This is a genomic window from Streptomyces pactum (genome assembly GCF_002005225.1).
Classification (GTDB): domain Bacteria; phylum Actinomycetota; class Actinomycetes; order Streptomycetales; family Streptomycetaceae; genus Streptomyces; species Streptomyces pactum_A.
The window spans coordinates 1,420,272-1,434,299 of sequence record NZ_CP019724.1; the positions used below are offsets into that span (position 1 = coordinate 1,420,272).

Sequence of the window (14,028 nt, forward strand, 5' to 3'; positions counted from 1 at the left end):
CGCGGGTCGCGAACCGTGTTCAGCGTGGTGCGGCGGACGAGGAACTCGCCGAGCGGCACTACGGGATGGACCACCACGACAACGCCTGGGGCCGGTTCTCCGGACGGTGCGGCAAGGACGTGGACATGCCTCGGGACAAGGCCGGGCCGCCCGTGCCGGGCTGGTACGTGATGGCCTGCGGCGACGGTGCGCTCGACTGTTCGTGGTCCTGACCGAACGCGTACGCATCTCCATGGCGGTCGGCGGAGTCGTCGTCATCGCCGTCGCCCTGTCGACCCGGCGCGGCGGAGCCGGGGGCGACGGGCGGGGAACGCGCGCACCGGACAGCCCGGGGACGAGCTGAACGGCGCGCGGTTCCCGCCCGTGTCGGTTCAGGCGGCGCCGTCGCCCTTCAGCGCCTCCAGCAGCATCGGCAGCGAGGCGTGCAGCTCCCGCTCCCAGTAGGCCCAGCCATGGGTCCCCGGGCCGTAGAAGTTGGTGGTCAGGTGGCGGGCGCCCACGCGTCGCAGTTCCGCGGCCAGCGCGTGGTTCTGGCGGTTGAAGTCGGCCTCCAGGGCGCTCGTGGCGCCCGGCGCGTCCAAGGGCCCCGGCGTGCCGTCGCCGCAGGACAGGTACACCGGGACGGACCTGAGCCGCTTGGCGAGGTGGAAGGGGTCGTGGGCTTCCCAGATCCGGCGTTGCGCGACCGGGTCGCCCCAGACGCGGAGGGGGTCGTTGTCCTGGCCGGCGAAGAAGCCCATGATGCGGTCGACCGACTCGCCGTTCAGCAGAGGGTGCGCGGAGCCGGAGTAGGCCGCCGTCGCCTTGAACATGCCGGGATGCCTGGCGGCGTAGAGGAGGGCGCCCTGGCCGCCCATCGACAGGCCGGCCACGACGCGGTCGCGGCCGGCGCCCCAGTCGCGTTCCAGGAGGTGCCGCAGCTCCCTCGTGTGGAAGGTCTCCCACGCCGGGTCGCCGCCCTCGCCGTGGTTCCACCAGTCGCTGTACCAGCCGTTCCAGCCGGCCTCGGGCATGACGACGAGGACGTCGCGCAGGCTGTCGGTCTCCGCGACGTCGGTCATCGCGGTCCACGAGGTGTAGTCGCCGCAGCAGCCGTGCAGCAGCCAGAGGGTGGGCCAGTGCTGTCGGTGGCGTCGGTCGTGCGGGTTCCAGCCGTCCGGGGTGAGGAGGCGGACGTCGACCGTGCGGCCTCCGAGGGCCGCCGACCGTACCGACAGGTCGACCTGCCGGTCCGCGACCTGGGTGACGGCGACGACTTCGGCGCCGCGGCGGGCGGCGTCCTGCTGCCCCGAGGCCAGTGCCGGGGCGGCTGGTGCGAGGGTGGCCAGTAGTACGGCCAGGACCAGGAGGACCCTGGCTCCGAGGAGGGTCAGGACGGTTGACACGTTCGCGAACACGGCGGCTCCCTGGGGTGGGTTGCTGTTCGTCGCGCTGTGGTGCGGGTCTTCGTACGGCACCGACCCGAGGGTCAGTTTCCGTGCCTGCGGGGCAGGATCAGCAACGCGTCACCGACGGGGCGTTCGCCCGCGGTGTCCGACGGTTCGTTGATCACGTCGCCGTTCGTCACCATCGTCGTCGAGCCGCCGCCGTCGAGGTTGACCGCGTCGCGCAGGCCGAGTGACTCGGCCACCCTGGCGCTCTCGGCGATGCTGAGTCCGAGGGCGTCGGTGTCGCGTCCGTCGGCGGTGACGAGGACGGTGCGGCCGGCGGCGTCCACCCCGGCCAGCGTGCGCGGGTTGCGCTTGTGGACCCAGCCGTAGTACCAGCTCGGGTCGCCCGGGTGGACCATGCCGTCGGTGGCCGGGGTGACGTGGAGCCGTCCGTCGCGGACGAGTTCGGGGCCGGCGTTGAGGATGTCGGTCCGGGGTGAAGGTGAGACCGGGTGACCGCGTTCGTCGAGCAAAGTCGTGCTGACGCGCAGGCGGTGGCCCGCGTGTGCGAGTGCGGTCAGGTCGGCGACGCGGTGGCCGGTCGCCTGGATCGAGGTGCCGCCGGGCGGGAGTGTTCCGCCTCGCGGTGAGCGCAGTTCCACGACCCGGTCCTGGGCGTCCAGCACGGCCTCCAGGCCCTCGCCCCGGGGCGTGTGCCGGCCGTACTCCGGTGTGAAGGCGACCAGTTCGTCGGGGTTGGTGCAGGTCACGTCGTGCAGGGGCGGGGCGGTGGGGGTGTCGCCCTCGGTACCGCCGCAGTTCCGGATCAGGCCGGGGACGCGGTTGACGCCGTTCAGGCGGAGGGTGGTCCCGTGACCGGTGACCTGGCCCTTCCAGGTGAGACGCGTGACCTCCGTACGTCGGCCGTGGTCGTGGATCACCAGGCCGGGGCGTCCGGAGACGGGCTCGCTGAGCAGGCGCCCGTCGTACACTCCCACGCCCGCCGGGTCGCCCGGGGCGCCCGCCCTGGGGTCGAGGACGAAGAAGCCGGCGTTGACCGCGGCGGTCGCGCCGGCCGACACGGACAGTTCGCTGGTCGTCTCCCGCTGCTCCAGGTCCGGGCCGTACGACGCGTCGAGGCTGCCGCGGAACCCGCGCGGGTCGATGGTGAGCACGTCGACGCGCCACGGGCCGCGGTTCGTGCTGTCGCCGTCCCAGCCCGTGTACACGGCGGACCCGGAGTGGCCGGCCGCCCGCAGGCGTGCGCGTGCGGACGTCGCGGCGGACTGCGAGTCGTACGTTCCGACGCGGACCCGCCAGCCGAGGGTGCCGCCCGCGTAGTCGGCCGTCTTCGGCGTCGTCACCCGCTCGACCCGGGCCTCGAAGCCGTCCCGCTCGAGTACGCCGGCCAGTTCGTCGGCGCTAGCCCTGTCCTTCAGGGCGGTCGGCGGCGCGTCGGGGTCCGGTGAGGTGTCGCCGCCGGGGATGGAGACCTCGACCGTCCAGTGCAGCGTCGGGTCGGCGGCACCGCGCACGACGCGGGTGAGGGTGACGCCCGGCTGGAGGGTCGTGGTGGTGCGGGTCTCGGGGAGGTCCGCGGGGCCCAGGGGCAGGGCGTGCCGGCCCGGTGGGAAAGCGGGGGCCGACGCCTGCGCCGGCAGCGCGCCCACCGTGACCAGGAGGCCGAGGACGGCACCCGCACCGCACAGTCGCTTCTTCATCTGCACCGCCTGGATCGAGGACCGGGGACGAACACGCGCCATCCTCTCCGCTCACTGCTGACACAGACATGGACGGCCGCCCGACGTCCACTGCACAAGTAGCGACCGGTTCCGGCGCAACGTCAAGGTCGCGGCGGCACCCGGGGCCGTTGTCAGTGCCCACCGATAGGTTCGATCTCGTTCCGCCGACGTGGCGTGAACGCCCCCCTTTCGCATGCATGGGAGATGGTGCGTTGTCCGTCTGGGAGAAGTCGAGCACGGCACGGGTGGTGCCGTCCGCGCGGCCGCGGAAGCTCGCCAAGGTGCCGTTCGTGGAGCTGGCCGACGGTCGGTTGCAGGGTGTGGTGTCCAGTGGGTCGGACATCGGGCGGGTGTACGTGTCCTCGGTCGCGGCGGGGTCGTACGCGTACGCGTGCAGCACCAACAACAACCGTCCCTGCGGCGGGGCGCGCGGCTCGTTCTGCAATCACATACGCGCGCTCATCGGTGAGGCCGTGCTCCAGTACGGCGCCGAGCGGGTGGCCCGGTATCTGAAGGTCGACGTCGAGGGTGTCGCCGACGCGCACGTCCTCACGTCCGCCATGACCGCGGCGCGGCCCGGGGCTGGGGACGGTTCCGCGGCGGCCCAGGTGTTCAGCCGGTTCCTGCGGCATCTCGCCTATCTCGAGCTCGAGCCCTCCACCGGCCCCTTGCCGGAGATGCAGTGGTTCCCGACGACCAGGGCGGTGGCCGCCTGATGCGTACCGACCTGCTTCTCGATGACGTCGACGGGCTCGACGAGGCCCTCGCGGCCGTGGACGGGTTCGACGGCGCGCTCGTCGGCGGGCTGCTCCGTCCGCAGCCCGGGCAGGCCGCGGGGCTGGCCGGGCTCGCCGACGCCGTCGCCGGGACGCCGCTGGCCTCGCGGGTCGCCGAGGCCGCCGACAAGACGGCCGCCGGAGCCGGTGGTGAGGACCACTTCGTCGCGCTCGCCGCCGCCCGTACCGCTCTGCTCGGGTCCGTGCACGACGCCCTCACCGCCCGGGTGGAGGAGGCCGTCGACCGGCCCCGCGCCGCTGCGGCCGGCGGCCCGGCGTCCGGTGCGGAGCATGCCGTCAATCTTCGGCTCGCCGCGCGCAGTTGGCTGTGCGATCTGGCGCGGGCCGGCTGGCGGGGCATCGATCACGAACTGGTCGGCGGGGCCGCTCCGGTCGTGGCCGCGATGCTGCCCGACCCGGCGTCGCGCCGGCTCGCCACGCTGCTCGACGGGTTCGCCGCCGAGCTCGCCGCGTCCTGTCCCGGGGCGGCCCTGGAGCGTGTTCCGGGCCGTCGCTGGGCCGATCTGTGGTCCCGTGCGCTGCTGCTCACACTGCCGGGAGCGGACGCCGCGCCGGTCGTGGCAGAGGTCACCGGGCGTCTGCTGCCGCTCGGCGTCGACGTCCAGGAACACGCCACCGCCGTACAGGCCCAGGTGCACGCGGTGTTCGAGCCCGCGGACGGGGGCACGCCCCGGCTGGTGCGGGCCTCGGTGTCCGCGCCGAAGCCCGACACGGTCGTCGGGGCGGGGCTGTGGCAGTTGCTGCGGCCGCGCATGGCCCTGCTCGCCGCCGTGAGCGAGGGGCGTTCCATGGACCTCGACGCGATGCCCGTCACCGCCGAGGGTGATCTGGTGTGGGACGACGCGTGTGCTCGTGCGGGCGAGCCCGCCGACGTCTTCGCCACCGCCCGGGTGGCTCTGCCCACCGCCGCCGCGTTCGCCGTGCAGCCGCTGGACCGGCATCCTGCCCGGATCGCGGTGCCCGTCCTGGTGGAGGGGTACGGCGTGGCGGACGGGGGCGACGAGGCCGACGGGGTCGTGCTCGATGTCGCCGGGGGGTGTCTGCGTGTCGACGCCGATCGGGTGCCGGCCGCGGGTCCACTCACCCCGGAGGCGGTCGCCTCGTCCAGTGCTTGTCTGGGGCTGCTGCGCTGGGATGCCGGGAAGTTCCTGCTCCAGCCGCTCGCCGTCGAGCGCGTCGTGCGGAAGAAGGCCGTCGCGGTCCATGCCGCGGCCTGGGCCGGGGGTACGACCGACAAGGCCGGGGTCCGGGCCGAGAAGGCCGCCACCGACGCCGTCACCGTGCTGCGCGAACGCGCCGGAAGGCTGCTGCGGAAATGACCCACCTCAGCGCCGGGCAAGAGCCCGGTCCCGAGCCCGACGCGTACGACAACCGGCGGCAGGTTCTCTACTGGCGGCTGCTGGCGCGGTTGTTCGACCCCGAGGAGCAGGCCTCCCTGGAGTCGGCGAGTGTCGCCGTCGTCGAGGACATCGGTCTGCCGCCCGCCCTGCTCGACCCCGACGCGTCCGTCGACTCCGTCGTGCAGCGGCATCCGGAACTGGCCGCCGAGTTCGACGGACTGATGACGCCCGAGCCGGAGGAGGACGGTGCGCGTGACCGGGCCGCCGAGGTGCGGCGGGCGGCGCTCGCGTCGAAGGTGCTGCTCAACGTCTTCGCCTCCCGGCCCGGCGACGTCACCGCCGAGCGGCTGGCCCGTTGGCAGTCCGACGCCGAATGGCTGGAACGGTCCCTGGGGTGCCGGCCCGGTGAGCTGCGCGGCGGGCGGGGCGGACAGGGCGGGGGCGCGAACCGGCCGGGGGCCGGCGGCGGTGTCAGCCCGACCGGTACCGGGGGTGGCGGGCGGACGCCCGACCTCAGCCGGCTGATCCCGGAGATCGGGCCGGAGCTCGGTTCCATCGAGGCGGGCCTCGTCCAGCGCATGCGCCTGCGCGAGGTACTGGCCGACCCCGCGCTGGCCTCCCGGCTGACGCCGAGCATGTCCCTGATCGAGCAACTGCTGCGGGACAAGAACAACCTCTCCGGTGTCGCCCTCGCCAACGCCAAGACGCTGATCCGCCGTTACGTCGACGAGGTCACCGAGGTGCTGCGCACCCAGGTGGAGAAGTCCACGGTCGGCGAGCTGGACCGGTCCGTCCCGCCCAAGCGCGTCTTCCGCAACCTCGACATCGACCGCACCATCTGGAAGAACCTGACCAACTGGAGCCCGGAGGAGGAGCGGCTCTACGTCGACCGCCTCTACTACCGGCACACCAGCCGCAAGACGACGCCCCAGCGGCTCGTCGTCGTCGTGGACCAGTCGGGTTCCATGGTCGACTCGATGGTCAACTGCACCATCCTGGCCTCCATTTTCGCCGGGCTGCCGAAGGTGGACGTCCACCTGATCGCCTACGACACACAGGCACTGGACCTCACCCCCTGGGCGCACGACCCGTTCGAGACGCTGCTGCGCACCAAGCTGGGCGGCGGCACCGACGGCACGGTCGCCATGGCGCTCGCCCAGCCGAAGATCGACGAGCCGCGCAGCACCGTCGTGGTGTGGATCTCCGACTTCTACGAGTGGCGTCACCAGGAGCTGTTCGACAGCATGGCCGCCGTTCATCGCTCCGGGGCGAAGTTCATCCCGGTCGGCTCGGTGACCAGCTCCGGGCGCGGCAGCGTGAACCCGTGGTTCCGGGAGCGGTTCAAGGATCTCGGCACTCCGGTGATCTCCGGTCACATCAAGAAGCTCGTGCACGAACTCAAGACGTTCCTCACCTGATCGACGGACGCTCGTCCAAGCCGTCCCCAGTGATCACCGTACGGAAAGGCCTTCTCCTCATGTCCGACCTGCTGCGCGCGCCCGCCGAGATCAAGTACGCGGAGGAGCTCGACTGGCTGGAGTCGATCGACGACAGCCCCAAGCCGTTCTCGTGGCGCCTGTCGCCGAAGATGGTCCGGCTGTTCATCCTGGGTTCCGAGCGCTCCGACGGCCTGGACCGTGAGATCTCGCAGAAGTGGTTCGGCGACCGCAGCTTCGTCGAGCGGTCCATCGTCACCCTCGCCTCCGACCGCGGTCTGCTGCTCATCGGTGATCCGGGCACCGGCAAGAGCTGGCTGGCCGAGCTGCTGTCCGCCGCGATCAGCCGGAACTCCACGCTGGTGGTGCAGGGCACGGCCGGCACCACCGAGGACCACATCAAGTACTCGTGGAACGTCTCCATGGTCATCGCCAAGGGGCAGTCCCGGGAGTCGATGATTCCCTCCCCGATCATGACCGCGATGGAGGCCGGGTCCATCGGCCGCTTCGAGGAGCTGACCCGGTCCACGAGTGACGTGCAGGACGCGCTGATCTCCATCCTTTCCGAAAAGTACATCTCCGTTCCCGAGCTGGGGAGTGGGGGCGGGGACGACAACATCGTCTTCGCCAAGCCGGGCTTCTCGATCATCGCCACGGCCAACAGCCGCGACCGGGGGGTCAACGACCTGTCCTCCGCGCTCAAGCGCCGTTTCAACTTCGTCCGCATCCCGGTCGTGACGAACAGGAAGAGCGAGGCGGAGATCGTCCGCTTCCGCACCGAGGAGCTGCTGCGCCGGCACTCGATCGACCTCGACGTGCCGCCGACGCTGCTCGACGTGCTCCTGCAGAGCTTCGCCGACCTGCGCGCCTCCGCCGCCGCGGCCGGCAGCGACGACGAGAAGCTGGAGTCCGCGCTGTCGACGGCCGAGCAGATCGGCGTGCTGGAGGACGCCGTCCTGCACAGCAACTTCTTCGGGGAGCGCGCCCTGACCGCCCGTACCCTCGCCTCCTCCCTCGTCGGCTCCCTCACCCGCCGCGAGCCGGAGGACCTGGCCATCCTCAACAAGTACCTGCACGGCGTCGTCGAGCCGCGCAGCAAGGACGAGGGCGGCTCCTGGCCCGAGTTCCTGGAGGGCGGCCGCGACGCGATCGCCACACTGTCATGAGTACCCGTCAGGAGAGCACGTCGTTCGCCGCGCTGCGCGGGCAACTGCAGGAGGCCGCGGCCGCGTTCGCGGGCGGGCCCGACGCGCTGGAGGGCATCCTCCTGGGCCTGGTCGACGACGTCGACCGCGCGGTGCGCGAGCCGCTCGAGATCTTCCCGGTCTGCCACCACTCCCCCGCCTCGGCGACCGCCATGGCCCGCCGCCTGCGCGAGAAGCAGCCCAAGGTCGTGTATCTGGAGCTGTGCGAGGACATGGCGCCGCTGCTGACCGAGCTGCGCAACTGCCGGCTGCCGGTGGCGGTGCAGGCGTTCGCCGGTGACGTCGACGGCTTCCCCGTCGAGTGGGCTCCGTTGTCGGTCGTCGCACCGATCACCGAGGCGTCCGCCGAGTACCAGGCCATCGCCTACGCCCTCGACACTCCCGGCGTCGAGCTGGTCCTGGTCGACCGTTCCTCGGACCATGTGTTCCAGTGGGACAGCAGGGGCGAGCGGGCGCGGGAGGCCGCGCCGGAGGGCACCGCTCCCGCGGAGGGTACGGACCCCGGGGCCGGGCTGCACGGCGAGGCCGTCGGCGTCGAGATCGGTGACCTCCGGCCGCGCTTCGCCGAGCTGGAGGAGCACCTGCTGCGGCACGGCAAGGTGCGGCACTGGTCGGAGTGGTGGCACCAGTACGTCGAGGTACCGCTCGGCGACGGCACCGCCGACCACGACACCTACCGCCAGGTCATGTTCCTCATCGGCAGCCTGTTCAGGCGGCTCGCACCGGGCGACGGCGGCCGGGTCCGCGTGGACGAGGACCGCGAGCGGTACATGTGGACCCGGATGCGCGAGCACCTGAGCGCGACCGGCGCGGATCCGGCTGACTGCCTGTACGTCTGCGGGGCGTTCCACGCGGCCAGCCGGGTACCGGAGTTCGGGGTGGACGGCGCCGACACGTTCAGCATCTCCCCGCGCACCGCGACCACCTGGCAGTACGGGCTGATCCCGTCCAGCAACGGGGCGATCGAGGCGCAGTTCGGCCTCGCCGCCGGATCGGTGTCGATCGCGTCGACGGAGTGGGCGAAGAGCCTCAGGCGCACCGGTGTGCGGCCGTACCGGCTGGCGGGGCAGGCGGGTGCGAAGAAGCCTGCCACGAAGAAGACCGCGGCGACGAAGTCCCTGAGCGGGAGGACCGGGACGGCCGTCGGTCCGCCGTCCCCGTCCCCGTCCCCGTCCCCGTCGTCGACCGGGGACCACCTGTCCGGCTTCCTGCACAGAGCGCCCGTGCTCGACGGGCTGGACGAGGCGGAGCTGCTCGGCTGGTCCGTGGACATCGTGCGCGCCGCCCGGCGAGGCGGCTACCTCGCCTCCACCGCCGACGCCATCGCCGTCTTCGAGACGTCGATCCTGCTGGCCGGCATGCGGGACCGGGCCAAGCCGACGCCGTACGACTTCCAGGACGCGGCGGTCACCTGCATCGAGAAGGACAGGGTCCCCGGGCGGCGGGACGTGCGGCGCCTCGTCGAGATCATGATGGGCGGCGACCGGATCGGGCAGGTCGGCTACGAGTCACTGCCGCCGCTCGCCCGCGACGTGCACGACCGGCTGGAGCCGCTCGGGCTGAAGCTCCAGCAGCGGGGTGTGCAGCGTGCGCTGCTGGACATGGTTTCCCGGCCGGAGCTCGAGGCCTGCTCCGACGTGCTGTGGATGCTGCGTCGTCTGATGCCGCACGGCGCGGCACGACCGATCATGGGTGAGCGACGGCTCGGTGAGCGTTCGATCCAGGAATCGTGGGACCTGGCGATCGGCACCCACCAGCGGGCTCTCATCGAGCTCGGCTACGAGGGCGTCAGCATCGAGCAGGTCCTGGAGCAGCGTCTGCGGCGCGACGCCTACGGGCCGCGGGCGACGACGGCGACCGTCCTGGCGGCGGTCGAGGACGCGACGCTGTACCTGCGCAGCCGCCGCCTCGCCGACGAGCTCGGCACCCACGCGCTGAAGGTGCTCGCCACCGAACGCAGCGTGGACGGGGCGCCGGAGGTGCTGCGCCGGGTGCGCGCGCTGCTGGCGTACTACCGGACCAGCGAGCCGGTGCTGCCGGCGTGGATCGAGTCGTTCGTCAAGACCGGCTACGCGCACTACTGCACGCTGCTGCCGACGGCGTTCCGGGACGAGGACGCGACGGTCGGGCAGGTCGCGGCGATGCTCGGCTTCCTGTTCAGCATGGAGAGCCTCGCACTGTCCCTGGGCTGCGACCGGGCCCAACTGGAGCTGGCGGTCGCCCAGTCGCACCCCGAGGAGCCGTCGAAGACGGCCCTGCTGTGGGCGGCGCAGGTGCAGCTCGGCACGCTCTCGCGGGCCGAGCTGCGGGCCCGGTGCGACGAGCTGCTGGACAACCCTCTGGTGGTACCCGCCTATCCGCGCTACCTCAGCGGCTTCGTGCAGGCGCTGGAGCCGGTTCCGGGGCTGGCGGACGTGGTGGTGGAGGCGGTGTCGAACGCGTTCGGGCGGCTGCCGGACGCGGTGCTGCTGCCGTGGCTGCCGCTGCTCATCACCACCCTGCGGTCCGGCGCCGCGGAGCTGGCCCCGCTGCTGGTCCGCGAGGCCGGGCGGATCTTCCCGGGCCGGCTGGCGCCCCTGGACGCGTGGGTGCCGCCGTGGCGGGCGCCCGCCGCACCGCTTCCCGCCTCCCGGGCCGAGGCGGCGGTCCACGTTCCCCGGGGGGCCGCGCTGCTCCCGGAGTATCCGGCGGCCTGCGAGGCGGTCGCGGGACTGCTGGGTTGTGTCGGGGAATGGGCGCCTTCCGAGGCTCCCGCCCCGTCGGGCGCCGTACTGCTGGCCGCGCACCCGGCGGCGTGCGACGCGGTGGCGGATCTGCTGGGCTGCGACGGCGGGTGGCCGGCGCTCCGTACCTCCGCGTCGGACGGCGCCGCGCTCACGGCCCGCCACCCGCACACGGCGAAGACCCTGGAGGCGCTGCTCTCGGGCAGGTGACCGGAATCGGCCGGGCCCCGGGCCTCCCGGGGCCCGGCCCTACCGGGAGCCGGGGACTTCCCCGAGCCCGGCCCACCCCGGAGCCCCAGGCTCCCTCAAGCCCGGCCCATCCCGGAGCCCGGTGCTTTCCGGACCCCGGCCCTACCCGAAGCCCTGGGCTTTCCCAGGCCCGGCCTTCCCTGAACCCGGCCCCCGCCGGAGCCCGGCCCTTCCCGAGGCCTGGCCCTCTTCAGGGGCCCGGCGGCACCGTGCATGGTCCGTATCCCAGCCCGGCCGCCTGTTCGCCGCCCGTCGCCCCTCGGCCCTCCGCCCTCGCCCCTCCGCCCTCGGCCCCCCGCTCTCGGCACTGGCTTGACGACCGGCACGCCGCTCCCCCCTCCCCCTCCATTCGGGGGCCCCGCCCCGCCTCTCAGCCGTAGCAGGCCGGCAGGGGTTCAAGCCCCTCCGGCACCCCGTACTTCAGGACCGCTGTGTACGCCTCCGCGATGTCGCAGCCCTTGTCGAACCACGGGTAGGCGAACACGCTCCAGACCAGAAGGACGGTGATCAGCGCTGTACGCGTCCCCTTTGACATGTATGCGATTATTCCGTCCAGTTCAGCGGAATATGCCGTACCGCCTTCTTCCGACGCACGCGCCGGCACGGCTGCCGAAGCCGTGCCCGCTCCCCCCGGCGGTGCCGCGGCTACGCCGAGTCCCGTACCACCAGCTCCGGATCGAAGATCATCGACGTCGGCTCGGCGCGCTCGCCCTTGATGTGTTCGTCGAGGAGACGGGCCATCGTGGCCGCCATCTCCTCCACCGGTTGCCGGACGGTGGTCAGCCGGGGCCGGCAGGTCACGGCCACGCTGGAGTCGTCGAAGCCGATGACCGCGACGTCCCCCGGCACCCGGCGTCCGTGGTCCCGCAGTACCTGGATGACACCCTGCGCCATCAGGTCGTTGGCGGCGAACACCCCGTCCAGTCCGGGATGCTCGGCGAGCAAGGACGTCATCGCCGCCATGCCGCTGTCGACCGTGAAGCCGCCCTCGGCCACCGGAACGCAGGGGTGTCCGTGCCGGGCGAGAGCGTCCCGGAACCCGGCCAGGCGCTCCTGGCTCGCCGCGACAGCCAGGGGCCCCGTGACGGTGGCCATGCGCCGGCAGCCCTGCTCCAGCAGGTGCTCGGCCGCGAGCCGGCCGCCGTCGCGGTGGGCGAGGTCGACGTAGCTGAGCGGTACCGGGCGTCCGGGCCGGGCGAACAGCACCGCCGGCAGTCGGGCGCCGGCGAGCAGCGCGGGCAGCGGGTCGTCGGGGTGCGTGGACACGACGAGCGCGCCGTCCGCGCCGCCCTGCCTGAGGTACGCCACGACCTCCTGCCGGGCCCCGGGCGTCTCCGCGAACATCAGCACCGGATGCATCGAGCGCGGCCTCAGATGCCCGACCACGCCGCCGACGATCCGGCCGAAGAAGGGGTCGGCGAACACTCGCGTGGCGAAGGCGTTCCGCTCCGTCTCCGAGGCGTCCCCCGCGCCGGACACCACCAGGGCCACGGTCGTGGTGCGCCGGGTGACCAGTTGCCGGGCGGCCTGGTTGGGCGCGTACCCGGTCCGATCGATGGCCCGCCGGACCAGGTCCTGGATGGCCGGGTCCACGTTGCGAACGCCGTTGACCACCCGCGAGACGGTGGCCCGGGACACGCCGGCTTCCCGGGCCACGTCCTCCAGGGTCGGGGCCTGTCTGCTCATGACCGCACCTTAACCGGCCGGGTCGGGCGGGTGGTAGAGCGCTCTCCCCGCCGTCACCCAGGGCAGTAGGACGGCGGCGTTCCGCTCACCCCGCCCGCCCCTTCCCCTGTGCGGTGCCGTACACGATGCGGTGACAGCCGTCGGGGACGCCCCGGCCGACGAGAATGGCACCCCAGCCGACAGGGGAGGGCGGCCCGGCCGTCGAACGAGGGCGGCCCGGCCGTCGGGGCACGGACGGCCGGGCCGGTCTCGCGGGCCGGCGGGGTCAGGGCAGTTCGTACTGCTCGTTCAGCGCTGCTCCGGCCTCCGGGTGGGTCTGGTCGTAGCCGCGCGCGTCGCACTGCAGGCCACCGACGATGCAGTGGCCGACCAGTGCCCCGAGGGTCGGCTCGTCCCAGGCGTTGAAGAAGTCGTAGTGGAACGAGTAGCTCGCGCCACTGGCCAGTCGTACCTGTGAGAGGTCGCCGTTGACCGGGAAGGCCATCTTGAACTCGATCATCGGCAGGGCGACCGGGTGGCCGGCCGGGCAGATGTTGTTGTTGGTCCCGGGGTTGACCACCGGATACGCCATGTGACTCTTGTGGTCGGGCGTGTCCAGGTTCTTCCCGTCCCAGCAACTGGGTGCCTGGAAACGGATGTTGACCTGGACGTCCTGGCGCTCGGGGCAGTCGGCCGGGAAGTCGGTGTTGAAGAAGCTGTCGCCGCACTCCCAGCCCTCGACGAAGCCCGGGTGGTCGCGGAACTCCTGGGCGCTCTGCATCGGGCTGCCGACGACGTAGCGCAGCCCCTTCGGGAAGGGCCGCACGCTGGTGTAGTCGGTGACACCGGCCTTGTAGTAGATGACCTGCGGGCCGACCGGCAGTACCGGGCGATCGCCGTCGTACATGGTCGGCATCCAGTACGCCGACCGGTCGCCGGGTGCGAGGCAGGTGGTGCTCCCCGCGTCGAGCGAGGCGGTGGTGCTGTTCGCGTCGGTCGTCGTGTTGCCCATGAACGTGTGGTCGTGCGACTTGCCGGGCTGCTGCGGGTAGACGATCGGGTCGTCCGGCTTGGTGTGGCTGACCGCGCAGTTGGCCTGGAACTCGTGGAAGTAGCGGTGCGGGGGCTCCTCGGTGGACGGGGTGACGCCGGTGACCGGCGGATTCGCGGGGATGTAGCCGTCGCCGTCCGGGTCCTCGGGCGAGGATGCGGTGGGTGCCGCCATGGCGTGGCCGGCGTGCACGGGCGGTGTCGCGGCACCGGCGTTCACGGCGAGGCCGCCGACGCCGATCGAAATCAGAAGCAGCGCGCTTGCGACGAGGGTGCCGGACAGGACTTTCGATCTCCGTGGCATGGAGACCTCCTGGGAGGGTCGGGGAAGTTTCGGAGAGCGCTCTCCCACTCGGAGTGTTGAGGCCGCGACGGGAAGGTGTCAAGGGATCCGACCGAAGGATCAACAGGCGCATTGCGCCCACTTGTTGAACACGGCGCACCAGAGACG

The 14,028-nt window shown here is 72.5% G+C and carries 12 protein-coding genes; 7 read left to right on the forward strand and 5 right to left on the reverse strand.

What is annotated here, in order from left to right:
• Nucleotides 1-65: 65 nt before the first annotated feature.
• Together B1H29_RS37975 and B1H29_RS37980 are read left to right on the forward strand one after the other, a co-directional pair.
• Nucleotides 66-212 (forward strand): hypothetical protein, encoded by a 147-nt coding sequence (locus B1H29_RS37975; protein ID WP_159027786.1) that lies wholly within the window; start codon nucleotides 66-68, stop codon nucleotides 210-212.
• Nucleotides 203-343: a hypothetical protein gene (locus tag B1H29_RS37980; protein ID WP_159027787.1), complete on the forward strand. Its 141-nt coding sequence runs from the start codon at nucleotides 203-205 to the stop codon at nucleotides 341-343. Before B1H29_RS37975 ends, B1H29_RS37980 begins: the two co-directional genes overlap by 10 nt.
• Nucleotides 344-371: 28 nt before the next feature.
• Here the strand turns inward: B1H29_RS37980 and B1H29_RS06090 are convergent, their stop codons facing one another.
• Both B1H29_RS06090 and B1H29_RS06095 read right to left on the reverse strand, forming a co-directional pair.
• Complete coding sequence (locus B1H29_RS06090) at nucleotides 372-1,397, reverse strand: alpha/beta hydrolase (RefSeq protein ID WP_055419249.1); 1,026 nt, start codon at nucleotides 1,395-1,397, stop codon at nucleotides 372-374.
• Nucleotides 1,398-1,468: 71 nt separating this feature from the next.
• Nucleotides 1,469-3,091 (reverse strand): phosphodiester glycosidase family protein, encoded by a 1,623-nt coding sequence (locus B1H29_RS06095; protein WP_055419928.1) that lies wholly within the window; start codon nucleotides 3,089-3,091, stop codon nucleotides 1,469-1,471.
• A 218-nt stretch (nucleotides 3,092-3,309) separates the two neighbouring features.
• Here B1H29_RS06095 and B1H29_RS06100 point away from each other — a divergent pair, with 218 nt between their 5' ends.
• Genes B1H29_RS06100 through B1H29_RS06120 form a run of 5 tightly spaced genes read left to right on the forward strand, consistent with a single transcriptional unit; the run spans nucleotide 3,310 to nucleotide 10,823 of the window.
• The gene (locus B1H29_RS06100) at nucleotides 3,310-3,828 is read left to right on the forward strand and encodes a hypothetical protein (RefSeq protein WP_055419250.1); all 519 of its coding nucleotides are present in this window, start codon (nucleotides 3,310-3,312) and stop codon (nucleotides 3,826-3,828) included.
• The gene (locus B1H29_RS06105; RefSeq protein WP_234393059.1) at nucleotides 3,795-5,228 is read left to right on the forward strand and encodes a hypothetical protein; all 1,434 of its coding nucleotides are present in this window, start codon (nucleotides 3,795-3,797) and stop codon (nucleotides 5,226-5,228) included. Before B1H29_RS06100 ends, B1H29_RS06105 begins: the two co-directional genes overlap by 34 nt.
• Complete coding sequence (locus B1H29_RS06110; protein WP_055419251.1) at nucleotides 5,225-6,667, forward strand: vWA domain-containing protein; 1,443 nt, start codon at nucleotides 5,225-5,227, stop codon at nucleotides 6,665-6,667. Before B1H29_RS06105 ends, B1H29_RS06110 begins: the two co-directional genes overlap by 4 nt.
• A gap of 59 nt (nucleotides 6,668-6,726) precedes the next feature.
• A complete protein-coding gene (locus B1H29_RS06115) occupies nucleotides 6,727-7,851 on the forward strand; it encodes an ATP-binding protein (protein ID WP_055419252.1) in 1,125 nt (374 codons plus the stop codon).
• On the forward strand, nucleotides 7,848-10,823 hold the full coding sequence (locus B1H29_RS06120) for a hypothetical protein (RefSeq protein WP_055419253.1): 2,976 nt from the start codon (nucleotides 7,848-7,850) through the stop codon (nucleotides 10,821-10,823). The genes B1H29_RS06115 and B1H29_RS06120 overlap by 4 nt, the downstream gene beginning before the upstream one ends.
• Before the next feature lie 409 nt (nucleotides 10,824-11,232).
• Here B1H29_RS06120 and B1H29_RS37985 read toward each other — a convergent pair whose 3' ends face one another.
• From B1H29_RS37985 to B1H29_RS06130, 3 genes are all read right to left on the reverse strand, one after another.
• On the reverse strand, nucleotides 11,233-11,397 hold the full coding sequence (locus tag B1H29_RS37985; protein ID WP_159027788.1) for a hypothetical protein: 165 nt from the start codon (nucleotides 11,395-11,397) through the stop codon (nucleotides 11,233-11,235).
• Nucleotides 11,398-11,507: 110 nt separating this feature from the next.
• Nucleotides 11,508-12,548: a LacI family DNA-binding transcriptional regulator gene (locus B1H29_RS06125; protein ID WP_055419254.1), complete on the reverse strand. Its 1,041-nt coding sequence runs from the start codon at nucleotides 12,546-12,548 to the stop codon at nucleotides 11,508-11,510.
• Nucleotides 12,549-12,813: 265 nt separating this feature from the next.
• On the reverse strand, nucleotides 12,814-13,881 hold the full coding sequence (locus B1H29_RS06130; RefSeq protein WP_055419255.1) for a DUF1996 domain-containing protein: 1,068 nt from the start codon (nucleotides 13,879-13,881) through the stop codon (nucleotides 12,814-12,816).
• Nucleotides 13,882-14,028 lie beyond the last annotated feature (147 nt).